Source organism: Shinella sp. GW821-FHT10F02, from assembly GCF_058809275.1.
In genome coordinates this window covers 607,998-628,384 of record NZ_JBXASL010000002.1, presented here as the reverse complement: position 1 = coordinate 628,384, position 20,387 = coordinate 607,998, and the positions used below count along the sequence as shown (strand labels likewise).

20 protein-coding genes are annotated in these 20,387 nt (G+C 66.3%); 3 read left to right on the top strand and 17 right to left on the bottom strand.

Features of this window, described 5'->3' with window-relative positions:
- Positions 1 to 4: 4 nt before the first annotated feature.
- The 4 genes from AC1RWL_RS08775 to AC1RWL_RS08760 all read right to left on the bottom strand — a co-directional run bounded on the left by AC1RWL_RS08775 (position 5) and on the right by AC1RWL_RS08760 (position 5,053).
- Positions 5 to 1,627 (bottom strand): 5-guanidino-2-oxopentanoate decarboxylase, encoded by a 1,623-nt coding sequence (locus AC1RWL_RS08775; RefSeq protein ID WP_493094302.1) that lies wholly within the window; start codon positions 1,625 to 1,627, stop codon positions 5 to 7.
- 4 nt (positions 1,628 to 1,631) lie between these two features.
- Positions 1,632 to 2,585 carry an agmatinase gene (gene speB / locus AC1RWL_RS08770; RefSeq protein ID WP_493094301.1) on the bottom strand — a complete coding sequence of 318 codons (954 nt, stop codon included), beginning with the start codon at positions 2,583 to 2,585 and terminating at the stop codon, positions 1,632 to 1,634.
- A gap of 96 nt (positions 2,586 to 2,681) precedes the next feature.
- A complete protein-coding gene (locus AC1RWL_RS08765; RefSeq protein ID WP_493094300.1) occupies positions 2,682 to 3,563 on the bottom strand; it encodes a universal stress protein in 882 nt (293 codons plus the stop codon).
- Positions 3,560 to 5,053: an APC family permease gene (locus tag AC1RWL_RS08760; RefSeq protein WP_493094299.1), complete on the bottom strand. Its 1,494-nt coding sequence runs from the start codon at positions 5,051 to 5,053 to the stop codon at positions 3,560 to 3,562. The genes AC1RWL_RS08765 and AC1RWL_RS08760 overlap by 4 nt, the downstream gene beginning before the upstream one ends.
- Before the next feature lie 277 nt (positions 5,054 to 5,330).
- Between AC1RWL_RS08760 and AC1RWL_RS08755 the strand changes: the two genes are divergently transcribed.
- Positions 5,331 to 5,873, top strand: a complete 543-nt coding sequence (locus AC1RWL_RS08755) for an Lrp/AsnC family transcriptional regulator (protein ID WP_493094298.1) — start codon at positions 5,331 to 5,333, stop codon at positions 5,871 to 5,873.
- 51 nt (positions 5,874 to 5,924) lie between these two features.
- The gene (locus AC1RWL_RS08750; protein WP_493158319.1) at positions 5,925 to 6,806 is read left to right on the top strand and encodes a carbon-nitrogen hydrolase family protein; all 882 of its coding nucleotides are present in this window, start codon (positions 5,925 to 5,927) and stop codon (positions 6,804 to 6,806) included.
- A gap of 4 nt (positions 6,807 to 6,810) precedes the next feature.
- Here the strand turns inward: AC1RWL_RS08750 and AC1RWL_RS08745 are convergent, their stop codons facing one another.
- Genes AC1RWL_RS08745 through AC1RWL_RS08725 form a run of 5 tightly spaced genes read right to left on the bottom strand, consistent with a single transcriptional unit; the run spans position 6,811 to position 11,905 of the window.
- Positions 6,811 to 7,743 (bottom strand): phosphatidate cytidylyltransferase, encoded by a 933-nt coding sequence (locus AC1RWL_RS08745; RefSeq protein ID WP_439625080.1) that lies wholly within the window; start codon positions 7,741 to 7,743, stop codon positions 6,811 to 6,813.
- A complete protein-coding gene (locus AC1RWL_RS08740; protein ID WP_493094296.1) occupies positions 7,740 to 8,396 on the bottom strand; it encodes a lysophospholipid acyltransferase family protein in 657 nt (218 codons plus the stop codon). The genes AC1RWL_RS08745 and AC1RWL_RS08740 overlap by 4 nt, the downstream gene beginning before the upstream one ends.
- Positions 8,390 to 8,830 carry a hypothetical protein gene (locus tag AC1RWL_RS08735; RefSeq protein ID WP_493094295.1) on the bottom strand — a complete coding sequence of 147 codons (441 nt, stop codon included), beginning with the start codon at positions 8,828 to 8,830 and terminating at the stop codon, positions 8,390 to 8,392. Before AC1RWL_RS08735 ends, AC1RWL_RS08740 begins: the two co-directional genes overlap by 7 nt.
- Positions 8,827 to 10,161 carry a phosphatase PAP2/dual specificity phosphatase family protein gene (locus AC1RWL_RS08730; RefSeq protein WP_493094294.1) on the bottom strand — a complete coding sequence of 445 codons (1,335 nt, stop codon included), beginning with the start codon at positions 10,159 to 10,161 and terminating at the stop codon, positions 8,827 to 8,829. The genes AC1RWL_RS08735 and AC1RWL_RS08730 overlap by 4 nt, the downstream gene beginning before the upstream one ends.
- A gap of 7 nt (positions 10,162 to 10,168) precedes the next feature.
- Positions 10,169 to 11,905: a bifunctional alpha/beta hydrolase/class I SAM-dependent methyltransferase gene (locus AC1RWL_RS08725; RefSeq protein ID WP_493094293.1), complete on the bottom strand. Its 1,737-nt coding sequence runs from the start codon at positions 11,903 to 11,905 to the stop codon at positions 10,169 to 10,171.
- Positions 11,906 to 12,024: 119 nt separating this feature from the next.
- On the opposite strand from AC1RWL_RS08725, the gene AC1RWL_RS08720 reads away from it, so the two are divergent.
- The gene (locus AC1RWL_RS08720) at positions 12,025 to 12,621 is read left to right on the top strand and encodes a CDP-alcohol phosphatidyltransferase family protein (RefSeq protein ID WP_435265950.1); all 597 of its coding nucleotides are present in this window, start codon (positions 12,025 to 12,027) and stop codon (positions 12,619 to 12,621) included.
- Here AC1RWL_RS08720 and AC1RWL_RS08715 read toward each other — a convergent pair.
- The 8 genes from AC1RWL_RS08715 to AC1RWL_RS08680 all read right to left on the bottom strand — a co-directional run bounded on the left by AC1RWL_RS08715 (position 12,618) and on the right by AC1RWL_RS08680 (position 20,385).
- Complete coding sequence (locus tag AC1RWL_RS08715) at positions 12,618 to 13,928, bottom strand: replication-associated recombination protein A (RefSeq protein WP_493094292.1); 1,311 nt, start codon at positions 13,926 to 13,928, stop codon at positions 12,618 to 12,620. The genes AC1RWL_RS08720 and AC1RWL_RS08715 overlap by 4 nt on opposite strands.
- A 104-nt stretch (positions 13,929 to 14,032) precedes the next feature.
- Positions 14,033 to 14,803, bottom strand: a complete 771-nt coding sequence (locus AC1RWL_RS08710) for an ABC transporter ATP-binding protein (RefSeq protein WP_256116922.1) — start codon at positions 14,801 to 14,803, stop codon at positions 14,033 to 14,035.
- A gap of 9 nt (positions 14,804 to 14,812) precedes the next feature.
- Positions 14,813 to 15,787, bottom strand: a complete 975-nt coding sequence (locus AC1RWL_RS08705) for an ABC transporter substrate-binding protein (RefSeq protein WP_493094291.1) — start codon at positions 15,785 to 15,787, stop codon at positions 14,813 to 14,815.
- Positions 15,788 to 15,818: 31 nt separating this feature from the next.
- A complete protein-coding gene (locus tag AC1RWL_RS08700) occupies positions 15,819 to 16,664 on the bottom strand; it encodes an ABC transporter permease (protein WP_256116924.1) in 846 nt (281 codons plus the stop codon).
- A 10-nt stretch (positions 16,665 to 16,674) separates the two neighbouring features.
- Complete coding sequence (locus AC1RWL_RS08695; RefSeq protein WP_439617499.1) at positions 16,675 to 18,027, bottom strand: LLM class flavin-dependent oxidoreductase; 1,353 nt, start codon at positions 18,025 to 18,027, stop codon at positions 16,675 to 16,677.
- 112 nt (positions 18,028 to 18,139) lie between these two features.
- Complete coding sequence (locus AC1RWL_RS08690; protein ID WP_493094290.1) at positions 18,140 to 18,682, bottom strand: flavin reductase family protein; 543 nt, start codon at positions 18,680 to 18,682, stop codon at positions 18,140 to 18,142.
- Positions 18,683 to 18,877: 195 nt separating this feature from the next.
- Positions 18,878 to 19,264 carry a RidA family protein gene (locus AC1RWL_RS08685; protein ID WP_493094289.1) on the bottom strand — a complete coding sequence of 129 codons (387 nt, stop codon included), beginning with the start codon at positions 19,262 to 19,264 and terminating at the stop codon, positions 18,878 to 18,880.
- Between the two features lie 32 nt (positions 19,265 to 19,296).
- Positions 19,297 to 20,385, bottom strand: coding sequence for a D-TA family PLP-dependent enzyme (locus AC1RWL_RS08680; protein ID WP_493094288.1), 1,089 nt, complete (start codon positions 20,383 to 20,385; stop codon positions 19,297 to 19,299).
- Positions 20,386 to 20,387 lie beyond the last annotated feature (2 nt).

Genomic DNA, 20,387 nt, shown 5'->3' with positions numbered 1-20,387 from the left:
CCCCTCACGCTGTCAGGGCTGTGGCAAGCGCGGAGCCCGCCTGGATCTCGATGACCGTCGGCACCTTGCGCGTGGTGGATGCGGCGAGTTCGCTTTCGAGCTCCGCAATCGAGGCCGGGCGCGAGGCCTCGCAGCCGAGCGCCTTGGCGAGGCCGACGAAATCGGGGGTAAAAATATCGACGCCGATCTGCGGAATGTCGCGCTCGGCCATGAAGGCCTTGATCTCGCCGTAGCTGGTGTTGTTCCAGATGACGACGGCGGTCGCGATGCCCGCCTCGACGGCGCTTGCCAGTTCCTGCACCGAGAATTGCAGGCCGCCGTCGCCGATCAGGCAGACGGACGGGCGGTGCGGCGCGCCGAGTTTCGCGCCGAAGGCGGCGGGCAGGCCGTAGCCGAGCGTGCCGTAGCCGGTGGAGGAATTGAAGAAGGAGCGCACCTGCGGCGCCTGGTAGAACTGGTTGACCGCATAGACCGGTTCGGTCTGGTCGCCCGCCACGATCGCCTCCGGCAGCACGCTGGAGATGACCTTCATCAGCTTACCATGGGTACGGCAGGCAGGCCAAAGGCCGGCCTCGACCTTTTCCCGCACCGCTTTTGCGCGCGCCGCGCCCTCGCCGGTTGCCCGGCCTTCGCCAAGGGCGGCGTTGAGGCTTGCGGCGGCGAGTTTCGCGTCGGCGGTGATCGGCAGGTCGCAGCGCAGGCCCGAAACGAGCTGCGCCGGGTCGATATCGATGCGGATCAGCGGGCCGCCGAAGGCGAGCGGCTTCGGCTCGGGATACATTTCCGTCTCGCCGAATTCCGTGCCGATGGCGAGGATCGCATCGCTGGCGGCGAGTTCGTCGAGCAGCGGCTGCATGCTGAGATTGCCGTTCATGATCCGCGGATCGCCGGGCTTCAGGATGCCGCGGCCGTTGATGGTCATGAAGACCGGCGCGTCGAGTTTTTCCGCAATAGTGGCGATCTCCGCTGCGGCATCCGCAGCCCCGCCGCCGGCAACGATCATCGGCCGCTTGGCAGCCTTGAGGATCGCGGCGGCCTTGTCGATGCTCGCCGGATCGGCGGCAGCCCGGCCCGGCAGCGGCCAGGCGTCAGTCGAAAGCTGATCGGCGGAAGCGACGATCACATCGAGCGGGATTTCGATATGGACGGGGCGCGGGCGGGCGGAATTGAACACGGTGAAGGCGCGGGCCATCACCTCGGGAAGCTGCGCGGGATCGAGCAGGGTGTGGCTGAAGGCGGCAACGCCGGCCACCAGATTGCGCTGCGAGGGCAGTTCGTGCAGGCGGCCCTGCCCCATGGCGAGCTGGTCGCGCGAATTGACCGCCGAGATGACCAGCATCGGCACCGAATCCGCATAGGCCTGGCCCATGGCGGTGGCGATGTTCGTCATGCCGGGGCCGGTGACGATGAAGCAGACACCCGGCTTGCCGGTCACGCGGGCATAGCCGTCGGCCATGAAGCCGGCGCCCTGCTCGTGGCGGGGCGTAATATGCCGGATCTTCGTCGCCGGCAGGCCGCGATAGAGCTCGACCGTATGGACCCCCGGAATGCCGAAGATCAGCTCGACGCCGTAGGATTCGAGCAGCCGCACGAGATATTCGCCGGTGGTGAGATGGGTGTCTGCCATGATGTTATCGCCTCTTGACGCCCGGGAGGACGCAAAGCATTTCGAACAGGAGGTTCGCCGCCGTGATCGCCGTGTTGCCGGAGGGATCATAGGGCGGCGAGACCTCAACGAGGTCGCAGCCGACGAGGTTCAGACCCCAGCAGCCGCGGATGATTTCCAGTGCCTGGATCGTGTTGAGACCGGCGATCTCCGGCGTGCCGGTGCCGGGCGCAATCGACGGATCGAGGCTGTCGATATCGAAGGTAAGGTAGACCGGGCGGTCGCCCATCTGCGCGCGGACTTCCTCCATCAGCGGCGTCAGCGATTTGTGCCAGCACTCCTCCACCTGCACCACGCGAAAACCCTGCTCGCGCGGCCAGTCGAAATCGTCGGCGGCATAGCCGGTGCCGCGCACGCCGATCTGGATGCAGCGCTTGGTGTCGAGCACGCCGGCCTCCACCGCGCGGCGGAAGGGCGTGCCGTGGGCGATCGGCTCGCCGAACATGTGCTCGTTGATGTCGGCATGGGCATCGACATGGATGAGGCCGACGGGGCCGTATTTTTCGGCGATGGCGCGCAGGATCGGGTAGCTCAGCGTGTGGTCGCCGCCGAGCGTCAGCGGCTTGCAGCCATCCTTGATGATGTCGCGATAGGCGTCGGTGATGATGTCGACGCATTTCGGCAGGTTGAAGGTGTCGATCGCCACGTCGCCGATGTCGGCCACTTGCAGGCTGTCGAAGGGCGCGGCACGGGTCGCCATGTTGTAGGGGCGGATCATGCAGCTCTCGGTGCGGATCTGGCGCGGCCCGAAGCGCGTGCCCGGCCGGTTCGACGTGCCAATGTCCATCGGGATGCCGACGAAGCAGGCATCGAGCCCTTCGGTGGTCGGCTGCGTCGGCAGGCGCATCATGGTGGCGGGGCCGCCGAAGCGCGGCATTTCGTTGCCGCCAAGCGGCTGGTTGAAGGTTCTGGTCGTCATCTGTCCTCCTTCGGCGGGGGCCTCGTGTCTCTTCCTTGTCCCGCCTTGGCGTCAGTTTACGGGACTTGTCCGAGGGCCTGAAATACCCCTTTTCGATTATTCCTCGGCGCGCGGCAGGATCAGGCAGGGCACCGGCGCATTGTGCACGATCTTGCGGGCATTCGAACCGAGGAAGACGCGCAGGATCGGCCCGAGCTTGCTGGAACCGAGCACCAGAAGTTCGCCATCCTCCCAGGGGAGCGACTCGAATGCCGCCTTCCAGGTCGGCCCGTCGGCGATCTCGGCGGAAAGGTTTTCCGGCCGATCCTGCCCGGTGAGCAGTGCGACCTGCGCCGAGCGCGCCTGTTCGCGCAGCACGTTGGAGACGAACTGTTCCGCGTCGTAGCCGGCGCCCGTCGGGTACATCTGCTTGTCACGCACCACGAAGGTGACGAGCCGGAGCGGCACGCCGAAATCCCGCGCCAGCGCCACGCTGCGCGCGACCATGCCGGGCGAGGAAGCAGCGCCGGAAAAGGCGCCGCTCAGCCGGCTGACGCGGGTGTCCGGTCCCGCCGCATAACCGTGTGGTGCCACTGCGATCGGCAGATGAGCGGAGCGCAGCAGTTCTGTCGTCACGCCACCCTCGCCGAAACGGCCGAGCGGGGCCTCGCGGGCCGAGCCGAGCACGAGGCAATCAGCACCCGCCTCGGCGGCGGCGCGCATCAGGCCCTCGCGGGCGGACGAGGCGGAGACGGTCAGGAACTCCGCCGGAACGTCGGCGGGGAGCGAGGCTTTTGCCGCGGCCTGGGCTTGCGCCGTGTGTTGTTGCAGGAAGGCGCCGTATTCGCCGTCGACACGGGCCGGCGACGGGTGGCCCCAGGTATCCGGCGTGACGGTGCAGACCGTCAGCGTTGCCTTGCAGGAGCGGGCCAGCACCGCGCCGAGCGCAAGCGCCTCCTGCCCGCCCTGGTCGGCGGAAAAACCGACAAAGTACTTCATTCCGCCGCCTCGCCGATGCCATCCGGCTTTTCAAGCCGGGAGTTGCGGGCCGAATAGGTGAAGTAGACGAGTGCCGCGATCGCCACCCAGATGCCGGTGATGGCATAGACCATCGAGCTCAGTTTCAGGATGAGGTAGAGGCAGGCGAGGATGCTGAGCACCGGTAGCACGGGGCCGAAGGGCACACGGTAGCCGCGCGGCATGTCCGGCTGCGTATAGCGCAGGATCAGCACGCCGGCCGAGACCACGGTGAAGGCGGTGAGCGTGCCCATGCTCGTCAGGTCCCAGAGCAGGCCGGACGGCACGAAGGCGGCGATCAGCGAGACGAAGACCGCGACGATGATGGTGCAGGCGACCGGCGTCATGCTGCGCGGATCGACCCTGTGGAAGATCGACGGCAGCAACCCGTCGCGCGAGACTGCGAAGAGGATGCGCGACTGGCCGTAGAGCACGATGAGCGTGACCGAGAAGATCGAGATCACCGCGCCGGCGGCAAGCAGATTTGCCGGCCAGGCGGCACCCGTCAGGTTCTGCAGGATGGTGGCGAGGCCCGCTTCCTGCCCCTCGAAGGCGGTGGCCGGCTGCACGCCAAGGGCGGCCAGCGCCACCAGCACATAAAAGCCGGTGACGATGACGAGGGCCGAGATGATGGCGATCGGCAGGTTGCGCCGCGGATTGACCACTTCCTCACCCGCTGTCGAAACCGCATCGAGACCGACGAAGGTGAAGAAGATGGATGCCGCCGCGGCCTGGACGCCGTTGAAGCCGCTATCGTTGAAGAAGGGCGTGAAGTTCGCGCTGTTGAAGGCGCTGCCGGCGATGACGATGAAGAGAGCGAGCACCGCCAGCTTGACCATCACCATGATAGCGTTGGCGCGGGCCGATTCCTTGGCGCCGCGCAACAGCAGCACGCAGCAGAGCGCCACCAGGATGACGGCCGGCAGGTTGATGAGGCCGGAGCCTTCCGCGAAGAAGGCCATGGCGAAGGGATGGTCGCCGTCAACGACGGTGATCGGCCCCTTGGTCATCCAGCCCGGCAGCACGATGCCGGTGAGGTTGGCGAGAAGCTTCTCGACATATTCGGCCCAGCCGACCGCGACCGCTGCGGCCGAGATGCCGTATTCCAGCACCAGGCAGGCGGCGACGAAGAAGGCGACGCCCTCGCCGAGCGTGGCATAGGCGTAGGAATAGGAGGAGCCCGACACCGGGATCATCGAGCTCATCTCCGCATAGCAGAGGGCCGATAGGCCAGCCGCGACCGCCGCGATGATGAAGGACAGCACGACCGCGGGCCCGGCGACCGGCACCTGTTCGCTGAGCACGAAGAAGATACCAGTGCCGATCGTCGCGCCGACGCCGAACATGATCAGTTGGAACAGCGTGATCGAGCGGCCGAGATGGCCATGCCCGTCGCCTGCGCCCGACGTATCGGCCACCAGCCGGGCGACCGGCTTCTTGCGTGTGATTTGTTCCAGGATAGACGACGCCATCGTTCCCCCTCCGATGTCTCCCCAATGGCACAACTGTAGCGCCGGGGTCGGCAAAGGTGCTGCCGTATTTCTGTCGTCTTGCGACACTTGCTGCTGAGCGCGGTAGCCCTGGCGACAGTATTTGTCGTCAGTGCCGAGCGACGGATAAAGGCCCGAAAACCGCGCCGGGAGGTCGGCTTGACAGGGTTGGAACAAACGTATCCTTATGGTTTGAGGCTGTCGGGCCACGCTCATCGAGAAGAAGCATGGCTCGGTCCAGGCGGCAGGGGGCGAGTGAATGAAGGATGAAGACGGGTCGATCCGGCTCGATCAGATCGATCTGCGTATTCTGGCATGTCTTCAGGCCAATGCGCGCGTGACGAACCAGGAACTGGCCGATGCCGTGGGCCTTTCGCCGAGCCCTTGCTTGCAGCGCGTCAAGCGGCTCGAGAAGGCCGGTGTCATCAACAGCTACCATGCGAGCATCGACCTGGCGAAGGTCTGCCGGCATGTCGATGTCATCGCCGCGGTGACGCTGAACAGCCATGGGCTGGAGGATTTCCAGGTCTTCGAGAGCATGGTCGAGGATATGCGCTACGTGGTGGAATGCACCAAGGTCAGCGGCCCGATCGATTATCTCGTGCGCTTCGTCTGCCCCGACATCGCCTCCTACCAGATGCTGTCCGACGAGCTTTTGAAGCTCGGTCCGAAGATCGGCAACCTTTCGAGCTATATCGTGCTGAAGTCGAGCAAGCCCTACCGGGGCGTGGCCTTCGACGACCTCGTGTCGACGCCGCCGCGCGGCGTGCCCACGCGCTCCGCCACCCGCACGAGCAAATAATCCCACCGAGAACTGGATATCATGTCAGGCCCCCTTTCCGACCCAAGCGCAATGCCGGCCCCCACCGGCCGGCGGGACAATACCCGCTTCATGATCGCCGGCATCCAGATGGCGGTGCCGATCACCGGCCGCAACATACCGGCCATGACGATCCAGGTGGAAAAGACCATGGCGCTCTATCCGGGCACCGACATGATCGTCTTTTCCGAACTCGCCATGCACGGCCCGCTGCATGCCTGCGCGGCGGCGGACCCGCTTGCCGACGAGGCGGTCTTCCAGGCGCTGGCGGCCAAACACCGGGTCTGGATAATTCCCGGCACGTTCTTCGTTCAGCGCGAAGGCAAGACCTACAATCACGCCGTCGTCATCAATCCGCAGGGCGAGATCGTCGGGCGCTACGACAAGATGTTCCCCTTCATGCCCTTCGAGGCGGGCGTGACCGGCGGCAGCGAATTCCTGATTTTCGACGTGCCGGAGATCGGCCGCTTCGGCCTGTCGATCTGCTACGACATTTGGTTCCCTGAGACGACGCGCACGCTGACCTCGGCGGGTGTCGAAGTGCTCATCCACCCCGTGCTGACCGGCACGACGGACCGCCAGGCCGAACTCGCCATCGTGCAGGCGACGGCGGTGATGTTCTCCTGCTACATCGTCGACGTGAACGGCCTCGATGCCGGCGGCGTCGGCCGTTCGCTCGTCGCCGATCCCACCGGCACGGTCGTGCACCAGTGCGGCCAGGTCACGGAAATCTTCCCGATCACCATCGATCTCGGCCTGGTGCGCCAAGTGCGCGCGGAAGGCGCCAACGGCCTCGGCCAGGTGCTGAAATCCTTCCGCGACCGCAATGTCGCGCTGACAACCTACGAGAACGGCGCGGCATCCGCCTATCTCGACAGCCTCGGCCCGCTGGCCCCCATGCCGAAGCGCTGGTAGGCGCTTACGTCCAGGCGTAGCGCACGATGTGGAAGAAGACGGGAGCTGCGAAGACGAGGCTGTCGGCGCGGTCGAGCATGCCGCCGTGGCCCTCGATCATGTGGCCCCAGTCCTTCACGCCGCGGTCGCGTTTGATGGCAGAAGCGACGAGGCCACCGAAGAAGCCCATGATGCAGGCGAGACCCGCAAGCGCGCCCGCTTCGAGCGGCGAAAAGGGTGTCAGCCAGTAGAGGCCGGCGCCCAGCGCCGAGGCGCTCAGGATGCCGCCGATCAGGCCTTCCCAGGTTTTCGATGGCGAGACATTAGGCGCGATCTTGTGGCGTCCGAAGAGCTTTCCAAAAATGTATTGCAGCACGTCGCTGCCCTGGACGGTGGCGATCAGGAAGGCGATCAGGAGCAGGCCGCGGCCCTCGTTGCCGGGGATAGGCAGCGTCACCAGCGCGGGCACATGGCTGATGCAATAGACCGACAGCATGATGCCCCATTGCTGCTCGCTGACCCGTTCGAGGAAGCGGGACGTGTCGCCGCGAATGGCAGTCAGCGCGGGCATGGCGAGGAAGCAGTAGACCGGCACGAAGATCGAATAGAGCCCGTACCAGTCGATCCAGATCAGGTAATATTGCGCCGGGATGACGATCAGGAACATACCGAGCAGCGTCCAGCGGTCGGCATGGCGCGTGTTGGTGAGGGTGACGTATTCGCGAAGGGCCGCGAAGGAGACGAAGGCGAAGAGCAGGATAACGCCGCCAGTGCCGAACAGGAAGGCGACGCTGATGCCCGCCACCATGATCCACCAGGCTTTTATGCGGGCGTTGAGATTGTCGAGCGTCGCCGGCAGTGGCTTTTCGCTGCGGTAGGACAGGACACCGGCGACGAGGCTCGCCGTCACGAGCACGGCGACGAGGCCCAGGAAGAGGCGGGTGGTGTCGTCGCTCATCGGTGAACATCCTTTTGCGGCGCGAGCAGGAGAAGGGACTGGCGGGCGCGGTCGAGAAAGAGCTTGCGGTCCTCTCCCTCTTCCAAGGTGAGTGGCGCGCCAAAGACGACGCGGCAGAGCAGCGGCACCGGCAGCACGGCGCCTTTGGGCAAAACGCGCGACATGTTCTCGATCCAGCAAGGCACGAGTTCGACATCCGGGCGGGCGAGCGCGAGATTGTAGAGGCCGGAGCGGAAGCGCAGCAGCGGCTCCTCCGTCATGTTGCGCGTGCCCTCGGGAAAGAAGATCAGCGATTCGCCGGCTGCAAGCGCGTCGAGCATCACCTGCATCGGATCGGCCGTGCGCTCCACCCAGTTGCGCTCGACGAGGACCGTGCGCAGCAGTTTTTTCGCGATGACGCGACGGATGCGGCCGGCATTCCAATAGTCCGCTCCGGCGACGGCGGCGGTGCGGGCGCGCTCGCCGGGCGGCAGGCATGTCGAGACCAGGATGAAATCGCCATGACTTGCATGGTTGGCGAAATAGATGCGCTGCCGGCCGGTCGGCGCCGATCCGGCCCAGATCGGCCGCACGCCGGTGACGATGCGGGCAAGGCCGGCAAGGGCCGCACCGGACACGACCTGTAGGACGGAGGCGCCGGCACCGCTCAGCATAGGCAGGCTCCATCTGCCGCGTCGATGAGCAGGATGGCGTAGAGCACCACGGCGATGAGCAGCGATATGCGTTGCAGCCAGAGGAGCCGGCGGCAGCCTGCAAGGCGCGTGGCCAACGGTGCCGGCGCGCCGTCGCGGGCGCGAAGCCCCATGCGAGCTAGCACATCGTCGATGGCGGCGAGACCAACGGCCTCCCCGTCATGCGACCCGGCGAGCCGGAACAGGGCGGCATCGAACAGCAGGTGGACCGACAGGGCGAGCGGCATTAGGCAGAAGGCGAGCAGCAGCCACCAGGCGAGCGGCGCGGCAAAACCATGCGCACCGGCCGTCGGCGGGGCGATGGCGAGGATCAGCAGGGCTATCGACCCACCAATGAAACCATTGCGCCGCAGGCGGCGGGTCGCATCGGCCGTCAGCACGCTCCATTCCGTCATCGTGCCGCCTCTTCGATGACGCCATAGGTTTCGAGCGCGATATGCACGGGGCGCCCGGTGGCCTTGATCTGGGCGACGGCCGCGGCACCACCGGTCGCAAGGCCGGACCGGATCAGCCAGCAGGCCGCGACGACGACGCTGCGCTGGAAGCCGAGCGCGCAGCAGATGAGGACCGGGCCGTGCCGCCGGGTCTCTTCCACCGCAACGGCCGCTTCGCGGATGCGCGCGGCGGGGACGGGGAGCAGATCCAGCGTCGGGAAGGCATGCCAGGCGAGGCCGGGGGCCACGACGCCCGGCAGCTCCGCCGCCATGTCGATGACGGCGGCGTAGGTGGAAAGCTCGCTACGGTTCGGAACCCGGCCGAGGAAGACGCCGTCCGCGATCTCGACCGCCGCCGGAAGCCGCCGCGTCCACCACCGGACATTTGCGCGCGCGCCGAGCCGGTAGGGCAAGAGCAGCCAGCGGCTTGCAAGGCTGATGCGGCCATCCGCTCGCTTCTGGAAAACACCGACACTGGCGCCGGCATAACCGGCCGCGACGATGGCGAGTGCGAGCGACGGCCAGAGCAGCAGCAGGCCTGCCCCGAAATCCAGCGTCGCGAGCACGGTCAGGAGAAGGAAGGCCGCGGCGCCGGCGGCGTAGTAGGTCGCGAGGCGCCACGCCTTCGCATCCTCTGTCCGGCGGAAGCCGGCGAGTGGCGAAGGTTTGTCCGCGGGGAAAAGCCAGAGCGCGAAGAGGCCGAGCAGCGCGCCGGTCGGGATGTCGATGGCGTGGTGCTGCCAGGTTGTCAGCACGGAAGCGCCGATCAGCAGGCACCAGACATGCCACAGAGCGAGCACCTTGCCGCGCAGCCGCACGCGCCAGTGATCCCAGATGATGACGAGCAGCGCGATATGCAGCGACGGCGCCTGGTTGAACGGCTTGTCGAAGCCGCCGAGCACGTCGAACATGAAGCCGGGCAGCCCATGCGTCTCGGGCCGCACGAAGATCGCCTGCAAGGGGAAGGCGATGAAGCACAGGACGGCGACGACCTGCGCCGTCAGATACCGCCGGGCCAGCCGGCCGACCTCCGTTGGCGTGTCGTTGACGAAGAGCGACAGCGCATAGAAGGCGTTGATCGACCAATAGGGCAGGATCGTCCAGGCGATGAAGGGAATATGCTTTTCCCAGCTGAAGGCGAGGTTCGGCACGTCGGTCCTCTGCGACGCCAGCCAGTTCGCCGTGCCGTAAGTCAGGTAGAAGAACGGTGCCAGAAAGACGAGCCACAGGGCCGCAGCGCGGAAAACCGCGCGGCGGTCGACGGCTGGAACGGATGCGACGCCCTCCCCCATGCTCGCCTCAGACGCGCTCGGCCAGCGACACGGTGAAGATACCCCATTTGTCGATGCGCTGCTCGATCTTGCGGAAGCCGGCGGCAGCGACGAGCTGGTCCATCTCCTGCTGGGTGCGCCGGCGCATGATCCAGGCCTCGCCGCCGCGATGCGAGGTGAGCGCGCGGGCGATCATTTCGAGCTGCGGATGCCAGGGCTGGCCGGTATAGATCAGCAGCGATCCGGGCTCCAGCGCCCGCGCGAGGCCAGCAAGCGAAGCCTCGATCAGGGCATTGTCCGGGAAGAGTTCGTAGAGGCCGGAGACGATGGCGAGCGTCGGCCGCGGATCGGTGGCCGCCAGCCCCTCTCCGTCGAAGGCGTCCGCCCGATGGAAGGCGGCGACGTCCCGCAAGCCGCGCTCGGCAATCAGCGCCGTGCCCTTCTCCACGTTGATCGGCGAATAATCCTGCAGGCGGATGTTTTCCGGCTTGGCCTCGGATGCCGCCACCGCATCGAGCACGTAGCGCCCGTGGCCGGCGGCGATGTCGAGCACGCGCAACGGCTTACCCTCCGCCTTGAGCCGCGACAGTGCCGTGCCGATCAGCTCTTGCAGATGGACCTTGCGCTGGCGGATGCCGCGCCAGCCGATTGCATCGAGGAACTGCCGGTCGATCAGCCGGCCGCCCGGTCCGAGCCCGCGCGCCTCGTCCTCATAGACATAATCCAGCGTCGAGCCGGAATCGAAGCCGGTTTTCACGCCCGTCTCGATGCCCTTGGAGAAGAGGCCACCAAAGCGGATCGAGGCGCGCGTCATCGCCCAATAGAGCCCGCGCGCGGAGAAGAGAGAAAGCGGCGTCGCCAGCCGGTCGGCCTCGTCGCGGGTATAGCCGGAAAGATGCGCCTGCCGGATATCCGCCACCACCGGCGGCTCGGCAAAACGCGCGGTGAGGAAGGCGCGCACTTTCTCCAGCGCCTTGGCGCGGTCCTTTTCCCCGAGCGTGTCGTGGTAGAAGCCGGGCAGGACGTGGCGTTCCTTGATCGTGCTGCCGAGGTTTTCGAAGAACCGGTGCTGCGGCGCGTGGCGCACGACGAAGTCGCTGCCGGAGATGAGAAGCTGCGTCGGCACCGTGATGGCGCGCGCATCGGCGACCACGCGGTCTGCGGCCTCGTATAGCTCCAGCAGGATGTTGGAGGCGATGGGGCGGGTGATCAGCGAGTCGCTCTCGAATGAGGCGATGCGCGCAGGATCATGCGTCAGGAAACGCGCCTTGACGTAGGAATTGACGAAGAACGTGCCCTTGAGCTTCTGCCAGAGCGCGATGCCCTCCTTGGCGAAGGGCACGTAGAGCTTCACATCGAAGGCCGGCGAGGCGAGCACCAGCGCGCGGATATGCGGCGCATAGTCGTGCACCCAGGTGGACGCCAGCACGGCGCCGACACTCTGGGCGACGAGGGCGATCTGATGCGTCGCGAAGCCGCCGGTCTCGCTGATATGGCGCACGAAGCAGTCGAGATCGCGCACCGAATGGGCGAAGGAGGGTGAATAACCGCGTTCGCCGGGCGACCGGCCGTGGCCGCGGGCATCCCAGGCGTAGAAGGCGAAATCGTCGAGCCCGAGTTCCTCGACGAGATGCGCCACCCGGCCGCCATGCTCGTGGCCGCGGTGCAAAAGCACGATCGCGCCCTTCGCGGTGCCGGAACGGGCGGGCCAGGCGCGGTAGAAAAGCTCCACGCCATCATGGCTCGCAAACGCCGATTCAATCATTCTGTCCCTCTCCCATGCACAACTCACCCCACCTATACGGATGAGACGCCATGTTTGCAGTTGATTTCATGGCGTTGCGTCTGCATTTGTTGAGCGCAATCGAGCGGATTCGAGCTTTCATGTCGATCTATAAACTGAAATCGTCCTTCCAGAATATGCTTCGCCCGCTAGTCGGCCGGCTGGCAGCCATGGGCGTCACCGCCAACCAGGTGACTTTGATCGCCGCGGTCGTCTCGGTGGCGATCGGCGCACTCCTCGTCGTGAACCCCGCGCCCGCGCTCTTCGCGCTCGTGCCGGTCTGGATGTTCCTGCGCATGGCCTTCAATGCGGTGGACGGCATGCTGGCGCGCGAACACGGTCAAAAGAGCCCGCTCGGCGGTTATCTCAACGAGATTACCGATGTGGTTTCCGATGCCGTGCTCTACATCCCCTTCGCGCTGGTGGCGCCATTTTCCCTGCCATGGTTCATGGCCATCGTCTTTCTCGCGACGCTGACGGAATTTGCCGGCGTGCTCGGCGTCGCCCATGGCAACGGGCGCAGCTACGAGGGGCCGATGGGCAAGAGCGACCGGGCGCTGCTTTTTGGCGCGCTCGGGGCGCTCGTCGCGGGCTTCGGCACGCTGCCGCCCTGGACCTGGCATATCCAGCCGATGGCCTGCGTGCTGCTCGTCTGGACGGTCGTCAATCGCGTGCGGGCGGGCCTTACCGAGGCTTAGCGTCCGAACCGGCGCGGCGTCGGCCGGCCGGTCACCTGGTCCCAATGTTCGTCGGCGCGCCGCTCGAAGGTCGCCGCATCGCGGGCGTCGCTCTGGTAGAAGCTGCCGCGCGACACATCCGGCGCATAGGTTTGCTCGCTCCAGCCACGCCCGTCATCATGCGGAAAGGCGTAGCCGACATGGCCGAGGGCGGCCGCGCCCTTGTAATGCGCATCGCGCAGATGCATCGGCACGGACGACGGCGCTTCCTTCGCCACATGGGCGAGCGCCAACGAGATGCCGCGGCAGGCGGAGTTCGATTTTGGTGCCCGCGCGACGTGCAGTGCTGCATGGGCGAGGATGATCTGCGCTTCGGGATAACCGATCTTCTCCACGGCATGCAGCGCCGCGACGGCCGTCTGGAGCGCCGTGTTATCGGCAAGGCCGACATCCTCCGAGGCGTGGATCATGATGCGGCGGGCAATGTAGCGCGGGTCTTCGCCGCCATGGATCAGCCGCGCCAGCCAGTAGAGCGTCGCATCGGGATCGGAGCCGCGCATCGACTTCACGAAGGCCGAGACCACGTCGTAATGCGCGTCGCCCGACCGGTCATGGTTGACGGGTGCTGCCGCATAGGCCTCCTCGATCATCGCCTCGGTGATGACGACCGGCTTGCCCGGCGCGTGCCCGACCGCGAGGCTTTCCAGCACCGTCAGCGCCCGGCGCGCATCACCGCCGGAGCGCCCGGCTATACGGCGCAGCATGGCGGGCTCCAGCACAACCGGGATGCCGCGCTCCGCCAGATGGCTGAGGCCGCGGCGCACGACCTCTTCCATCTCCTCGATGGCGAGCGGCTCCAGCTTGAGGATGGTCGAGCGCGAGATGAGCGCCGGCGTCAGTGTGTGATAGGGGTTTCCGGTCGTGGCGCCGATGAAGTCGGCGACACCCTCCTCGCAGAGCGCCAGCAGATGGTCCTGCTGCGTCGCGCTGAAGCGGTGCACCTCGTCCGCGAAGAGCAGCGTCGGACGCATGCGCGCCTCGTCGGCGATCTTGCGGATGTCGGCGACGTTGTTGTGCGCGGCGTGCAGCGGCCGGAAACTCTTGCCCAGCATGTTGCCAATGGCGCGCGCGATCGACGTCTTGCCGAGGCCGGGCGGACCGTAGAGGATGATGCTGCCGAGCCGGCCGGCCGCGATGCGCCGCCGCAGCATCGATCCCTCGCCGATGATCTTCTCCTGCCCGATCACGTCGTCCAGCGTCGCCGGGCGCAATTCGGCCGCGAGCGGCATGGAGCCGGTGCGCGGTGCGGCGTCGAAAAGATCGGTCATGGGATCCCCGTCGAAAGGTTGTCCGTCGACCGGGCGCGAAAAAGCCCGCTCCGGCCGGATGACGTTCGTCTATCGGCCGGAGCGGGCAGGGTCAAATGCCACCTTCAATGCAGGCCGAAGAGGCGGAGCAATTCCTCGCGGTGGCGCACGAATTCCGGCGAACTGCGGTCGCGCGGGCGCGGCAGGTCGATCTCGATCAGCCGCGGCTCGGCGTTCTTCTCGCGCGGCAGGATGAGGATGCGGTCGGCAAGGTAGATCGCCTCTTCCAGGTCGTGGGTGACGAGGATGGTCGTCACGTCCTCGTCGCGCCAGATGCGGGTCAGTTCCTGCTGCATACTGATCTTCGTCATGGCGTCGAGCGCGCCGAGCGGCTCGTCGAGCAGCAGGATTTCCGGCTGGACGGCAAGTGCCCGGGCAATGCCGACGCGCTGCGCCATGCCGCCGGAAAGCTGGCGGGGATAGGCGTTCTCGAAGGATTGCAGCCCGACGAGCTGGACGTAACGCCGCGCGCGGCTTCTCGCCTCCTGCCGGCTCACGCCGCGGGTATCGAGGCCGAAGGCGACGTTTTCGAGCACGGTCAGCCAGGGCAGCAGGCGCGGCTCCTGAAAGATGACGGCCCGTTCCGACCCGACGCCCTTGACGGCCCGGCCATCGATCAGAACCTCGCCGCTATCGGCATCGTCGAGCCCGGCGAGGATGCGCAGCAGCGTCGTCTTGCCGGAGCCACTGGCGCCGACGATGGCGAGGCTTTCGCCGGAGCGGACCTGCAGGTTGACGTCGGCCAGAACCGGCAGCGGGCGGCCATCGAGGGTGAAGGATTTCGAGAGGTGACGGATCGTCACCTCTCCGCGGAGCGTTGCGGGCGCGAGGCTCATGGTCGCGCCTCAGTTCGTGGCTGTGTCAGGCGAATAGAGCACGTCCTTGGCTGCGAGCTGGCCTTCCTTCAGCTTGCCCTCGCGCACCAGCACGTCGATCCAGAACTGCACGTCCCGCTCGACCGGGAGACCGCCGGCGCGCACGCCGTAACCGCGGAAATATTGTGCGATGTCCGGGTTTTCACCGCGTTCCTTCAAGGCTTTTGCAAAGACCTGGCGGGTTTCTTCCGGGTGTTCGCGGGCATAGTCGAGCGCGCGGGCGGACTGTTCCACGAAGGTCTTTGCCGCTTCCGGATGCGCCTTGACGAAATCGCGGCTCAGCACGACGAAGCCGCCGGCGATCTCGCCGAGCACGTCCGTATCGTCGAAGATCGCGCGCAGGCCGCCGGTCTTCCGCGCTGCGCCCTCGAACGTCGTCTGCCAGTAGCCGAAGGCGGAAATGTCGACCTGGCCGGAACGCAGCACCTGTTCCAGCTGCGGACCTGGCACGACGACCTGGTTGGCGCCGTCCGTCGGCAGGCCGACCGAATGCAGCGCCTCGCGGATCGTGTAGTCGAGATGGGCGCCCAGCGTGTTGACGGCAATGCTCTTGCCGGCAATGTCCTTGATATCCTTGATCGGGCTGTCTTCCAGCACGTAGAAGATCGACTGGACCTCGTCATTGATGCCGTTCGACGGGTAGGCCGCGACGAAGTCGTTGCCGCTGATGATGGCGTTGAGCACGGCGGAGGTCGCCGCGCTGCCGATTTCCACGTCGCCGGAGGCGAGCGCGATCAGCGAGGCGGGGCCGCCGGCCGCATAACCGACATTCTCGATGGTGATGCCCGTTCCATCGAAATAGCCGAGTTCGGCGGCGAGTTCATGGGCGGTCAGGCCACCTTGGCTGGCGAGGTAGCGCAGGTTGACGTCTTCCGCCGAGGCGGCGCCGGCAAAGCCGAGAAGGAAGGCTGCGGAGAGGAAAAGCTTTCGCGAATGGAAGGTCATGGCGGTGTCCTTTGACAAAGAGGGTAAGGGATCAGGCGTTCGGCTGCGCCCAGCGGCAGAGCCTGCGCTGGAGGAGAACGAGCACCGCATTGGCAACGAGGCCGAGAAGCGCCAGCAGCAGGATCGCGGCAAACATCAGCGGGATCTGGAAATTGTACTGGGCGTTCATCACCTGAAAGCCGATGCCCTTGTTGGCACCGATCATCTCGGCGGCAATCAGCAGCAGCAGCGCCGTGGTGGCGGAGAGGCGCAGGCCCACGAAGATCGCCGGCACGGAAGCCGGCAGCACGACGCGGCGGAAGATCGTCAGGCGGCCGGCGCCATAAGTGCGGGCCATTTCGACGAGTTTTGTATCGACCTCCTTCACGCCGCCGATCGTCGCCAGCAGGATCGGGAAGAGCGTCGCCCAGAAGATGACGAAGACCTTTGAGGTTTCACCAAGGCCGAGCAGCAGGATGAAGACCGGGTAGAGTGCGAGCGCCGATGTCTGGCGGAAGAACTGCAGCAGCGGATCGAGCGCCTGTTCGACGATGCGCGCCTGGCCCATGACGAGGCCGAGCGGGATGCCGATCACCACGGCGGCGGCAAAGGCGATGCCGGAGCGCTGTAGGCTGATGGCGATATCATCGAGCAGCGCGCCGCTCGCAAGACTGTCCCACAAAGCGGAAAGAATGAGGTCGAGCGGCGGGAAGACGGAGGGGTTGACCCAGCCCTGCGTGCTCGCAATCTGCCAGAGCGCGAGGAAGCCCAGCACGATGCCGTAGCGGGCGAGGAGCGGCGACACGAACGCTTGCACCTGGCTGGCGAAACGCGGCGTGGCGCTGGGCCGCAGGCGAAAATCGGCGCCGAGCGTGGAGTTGACGTTTTCGTAGGACATCGACGCCTCCCTATTCGGCGGCCTGGGCGGCCGAACGGGCGCCGGCCCAGCGATTGACGGGGAACGGCAGGCCGAGGTTTTCGCGCAGCGTCGTGCCCTCGTATTCCGTGCGGAAGAGCCCGCGGCGCTGAAGCTCTGGGATGACCAGATCGACGAAATCATCGAGCGCGGTCGGCAGCCATGGCGGCAGGATGTTGAAGCCGTCGGCGGCCTCGTTCTCGAACCATTCCTGGAGCGTATCGACGATCGTCTCGGGCGTGCCGACGATCGTGTAGTGGCCACGGGCCGATGCGATCCACTGGTAGAGCTGGCGGATGGTGAAATTGTTCTCGTCGGCGATCTGGCGGATCAGCGCCTGGCGGCTCTTCATGCCTTCGGTCGGCGGTGCGGGCGGCAGCGGGCCGTCCAGATCGTAGCCACGGAGATCCAGCGTGCCCCCGGTCAGGCCATTGAGCAGGCCGACGCCGTCCTCCTCGACGATCAGCGCGGTTAGGCGATCGTATTTCTCGCGTGCCTCCTCCAGCGTGCGGCCGACGAAGGCGGAGACGCCGGGCATAATGAGGATATGGTCCGGGTTGCGGCCGAGGCCGCGGGCGCGCGCCTTGATGTCACGGTAGAATTCCTGCGCCGTCCCGATGTGCTGGTGGGCGGTGAAGATCACTTCCGCCGTGGCGGCGGCAAGCCCGCGGCCGTCATCCGATTGGCCGGCCTGTACGATGACCGGATGGCCCTGCGGCGAGCGGGCGATGTTGAGCGGTCCGCGCACCTGGAAATGCTCGCCGCGGTGCTCGCTCTCGTGCAGCTTCTCCTGGTCGTAGAAGACGCCGCTTTCCTTGTCGCGGAGGAACGCGTCGTCCTCGAAGCTGTCCCAGAGCTTCTTGACCACGTCGACATGCTCGGCGGCGCGGCGATAGCGCGCGGCGTGCGGAAGCTGGGTCTCGCGGTTGAAATTCTGCGCGGTCGGGTCGCCGGTCGTGGTGACGACGTTCCAGCCGGCGCGGCCGCCCGAGATCAGGTCCAGCGAGGCGAATTTGCGCGCCGTGTTGTAGGGCTCCTCGTAGGTCGTGGAGGCCGTGGCGATGAAGCCGAGGTTTTTGGTGAAGGGTGCTAGCGCGGAAAACAGCGTTACCGGCTCGAAGCCCGCGATGCGGGCATTGCCGCCTTCGCGGGCGCCGCCAAAGCCGATGGCGAGATTGTCGGCGAGGAAATAGGCGTCGAACAGGCCGCGTTCGGCGGTGAGCGCCAGCCGCTTGTGGAATTCGAAGCTGGTCGCCCCGTCGGCCGGCTGGTCGGGATGCCGCCAGGAGGCGACGTGCTGGCCGCCGCCGGGAAGAAATGCGCCAAGCCTGATCTTGCGTGTCATCTCGTTTCCTTTCGCTTCATCTCGAAGGGCCTTTTCAGGCCATAGGTTCGCGGTCCCGCCCGCGGCGGGTCATGGCAGTAGAGATTGCTGGTTTGGGTGGCCGGCTCAGCCCTTAGCGGGACACGGCATGATAGCGTCCGTCCTGGTAGAGCAGGGAATGGCCGTTGCCGATGCGGATCGCCAGCACCTTGCCGATGACGATGATATGGCTGTGCCGCTCGATGGCTTCTTCCACGACGCAGTCGATCGCCGCCACCGCATCGACGAGCAGCGGCGCGCCGCTGATGGCTGTGGTCCATTCGCCGCCGCGGTAGCGTTCGGCACCGCGCAGGCCGCCGCGGCCGGCGAACTGGTTGGCGAGCGCCTCGTGCTCGGCGCCGACGATGTTGATGCCTAGATGGCCGAAGCGTTCGACGACGGGCCAGGTGGAGGAGGAACGGTTGAGGGAGACGAGCATGCGGGCCGGCTCGACGGAAAGCGCCGTCGCCGAGGTGACGGTGGCGCCGGTGCGGGCCTCGCCCTCGCCCGCCGTGATGATGCTGACGCCGCCGCCCAGCGTGCGCAGCGCTGCCTTCAGGTGGTCGGCATCGGCCGGATGATCGATCACCGGCGTATCGCGTGTGGTGAAAAGAGTGTTTTCGGCATGCGCATTCATCGTGTCCGCTCCGCTTGAGACCCCGGATGTCCATAGGGATAACAAAGGTCAACGCGGCGGTGCAGGCACGGCTTTCTGAAATATACTAATTTTATAGAAAATATGAACGCGCTGAAACGCGCCGAGATATTGGCTTGCCCCGCGCCGAAGGCAAGCGCGCCGCCCGGTCGACGGCGCACCCTGCCACGCTCGGGGTTACCGGCGCCGGGCCGCGAGCGCCGTCACCTCCACCCGCATCTCCGGATCGGCGAGTGCCGCGACGCCGACGGCGCAGCGGACGGGATAGGGTTTCTTGAAATAGGCGCAGTAGACCTCGTTGAAGGCCGGGCGCTCCGCGATGTCCGTCAGATAGATCGTCAGGTGGATCACGTCGGCGAGGCTGCTGCCGGCCTTTTCCAACGAGCTTTTCAGGCTCTCCAGCGTGGCGATGCTCTGCGTGCGGATATCGCCCGTCTCCAGTGAGCCATCGGCGCGCAAGGGGATATGCGTGGTGGCGAGCAGGTTGCCGATGCCTGCGACATCGGAGGAAATTTCGTCCTCGTCTGTATCCTCGATGAAAAAGGGGGCGTCGTTTTCAGCCATGGGCGTTTCTCCTTCGATGCTTCTTGTCTAGCTCACCACACCGTTCCGCGCGCGGCGACGTCCTCCACGCGGGTGACGACGCCGTTGCGGTGGAAGACCATGCAGTCGAAAAGGTTGCTGACGACGCAGGTGTGGTTGGGCACGATATGCACCACGCTGCCGATGGCGGGAAAGGCCTTCCGGCAATCGCCGATGTCGACCACGGCATGTTCTTCCGAAAGCGAGACGATGCGCGCACCCTCGTAGCCTTCGATTTCGCCGAAATCGCTGAAGCCGAGCAGGTCGGAGGTCAGCGCCTTGGAGCCGGCATCGAGCACCGCCCGGTCTTCCGCCGGGCGCGAGACGATGGTGGCGAGGATATGCATGGCGAGGTCGCCGCGCGTGCAATGGCCGGCGCGCACCATGCTGCGGTCGTTGTAGACATAGGTTCCCGCGCGGTGCTCCGTGGCGGAGGGCACGAGATGGGCCTTCCAAAGGTCTGGCGAGCCGCCGCTGGAGCGCACCGGGCAGTCGATGCCCTTGGCGGTGAGCAGGGCCATGGTCCCGGCCATGAAGGCTTCCACCGCCGTTGCGCCACCCGGTGCCGGATAAGTGAGGATGCCGCCGAAGCGGAGAGCGGGGGCGGCTGCGATGCGCACCGCCAGTTCCGTCGCCGCCTCGGGCGTCTGCACGCCGCAGCGCCGGCCGCCCGTATCGCATTCGACAAGCACGGTCAGCGGTCGGGCGGCATCGAAGGCGCTGGCGAGGCCGTCGACGGTCGTCGCGCTGTCGGCCACCACGCTGAGGTGGGCCACTCGCTCGTGCAGGGCGCGCAGCCGCGCCAGCTTCGCCGCGCCGAGAATGTTGTAGGTGATCAGGATATCCTCGAAGCCGGCATCGGCGAAAACCTCCGCCTCGCTGATCTTCTGGCAATTGATGCCGACGGCGCCCGCCGCCCGCTGTGCCTCGGCCACCGCGACGATCTTGTGCGTCTTGATATGCGGGCGGAAGGCCTTGCCGTGCTCGTCGAAATAGGCCTGCGCGCGGCGGATGTTGGCGGCGAGCCGGTCTTCATCAATCACGGGCATGGGGGTGAAAACACGGTCGAGCGGCGTGCCGATGTCGGGCCAGGGAGACGTCATGG

What these genes read in the sequence shown, in the direction of transcription:
- AC1RWL_RS08775 (WP_493094302.1), bottom strand. Translation starts at nt 1,627, where the DNA reads ATGGCAGACACCCATCTCACCACCGGCGAATATCTCGTGCGGCTGCTC.
- speB (WP_493094301.1), bottom strand. Translation starts at nt 2,585, where the DNA reads ATGACGACCAGAACCTTCAACCAGCCGCTTGGCGGCAACGAAATGCCG.
- AC1RWL_RS08765 (WP_493094300.1), bottom strand. Translation starts at nt 3,563, where the DNA reads ATGAAGTACTTTGTCGGTTTTTCCGCCGACCAGGGCGGGCAGGAGGCG.
- AC1RWL_RS08760 (WP_493094299.1), bottom strand. Translation starts at nt 5,053, where the DNA reads ATGGCGTCGTCTATCCTGGAACAAATCACACGCAAGAAGCCGGTCGCC.
- AC1RWL_RS08755 (WP_493094298.1), top strand. Translation starts at nt 5,331, where the DNA reads ATGAAGGATGAAGACGGGTCGATCCGGCTCGATCAGATCGATCTGCGT.
- AC1RWL_RS08750 (WP_493158319.1), top strand. Translation starts at nt 5,925, where the DNA reads ATGCCGGCCCCCACCGGCCGGCGGGACAATACCCGCTTCATGATCGCC.
- AC1RWL_RS08745 (WP_439625080.1), bottom strand. Translation starts at nt 7,743, where the DNA reads ATGAGCGACGACACCACCCGCCTCTTCCTGGGCCTCGTCGCCGTGCTC.
- AC1RWL_RS08740 (WP_493094296.1), bottom strand. Translation starts at nt 8,396, where the DNA reads ATGCTGAGCGGTGCCGGCGCCTCCGTCCTACAGGTCGTGTCCGGTGCG.
- AC1RWL_RS08735 (WP_493094295.1), bottom strand. Translation starts at nt 8,830, where the DNA reads ATGACGGAATGGAGCGTGCTGACGGCCGATGCGACCCGCCGCCTGCGG.
- AC1RWL_RS08730 (WP_493094294.1), bottom strand. Translation starts at nt 10,161, where the DNA reads ATGGGGGAGGGCGTCGCATCCGTTCCAGCCGTCGACCGCCGCGCGGTT.
- AC1RWL_RS08725 (WP_493094293.1), bottom strand. Translation starts at nt 11,905, where the DNA reads ATGATTGAATCGGCGTTTGCGAGCCATGATGGCGTGGAGCTTTTCTAC.
- AC1RWL_RS08720 (WP_435265950.1), top strand. Translation starts at nt 12,025, where the DNA reads ATGTCGATCTATAAACTGAAATCGTCCTTCCAGAATATGCTTCGCCCG.
- AC1RWL_RS08715 (WP_493094292.1), bottom strand. Translation starts at nt 13,928, where the DNA reads ATGACCGATCTTTTCGACGCCGCACCGCGCACCGGCTCCATGCCGCTC.
- AC1RWL_RS08710 (WP_256116922.1), bottom strand. Translation starts at nt 14,803, where the DNA reads ATGAGCCTCGCGCCCGCAACGCTCCGCGGAGAGGTGACGATCCGTCAC.
- AC1RWL_RS08705 (WP_493094291.1), bottom strand. Translation starts at nt 15,787, where the DNA reads ATGACCTTCCATTCGCGAAAGCTTTTCCTCTCCGCAGCCTTCCTTCTC.
- AC1RWL_RS08700 (WP_256116924.1), bottom strand. Translation starts at nt 16,664, where the DNA reads ATGTCCTACGAAAACGTCAACTCCACGCTCGGCGCCGATTTTCGCCTG.
- AC1RWL_RS08695 (WP_439617499.1), bottom strand. Translation starts at nt 18,027, where the DNA reads ATGACACGCAAGATCAGGCTTGGCGCATTTCTTCCCGGCGGCGGCCAG.
- AC1RWL_RS08690 (WP_493094290.1), bottom strand. Translation starts at nt 18,682, where the DNA reads ATGAATGCGCATGCCGAAAACACTCTTTTCACCACACGCGATACGCCG.
- AC1RWL_RS08685 (WP_493094289.1), bottom strand. Translation starts at nt 19,264, where the DNA reads ATGGCTGAAAACGACGCCCCCTTTTTCATCGAGGATACAGACGAGGAC.
- AC1RWL_RS08680 (WP_493094288.1), bottom strand. Translation starts at nt 20,385, where the DNA reads ATGACGTCTCCCTGGCCCGACATCGGCACGCCGCTCGACCGTGTTTTC.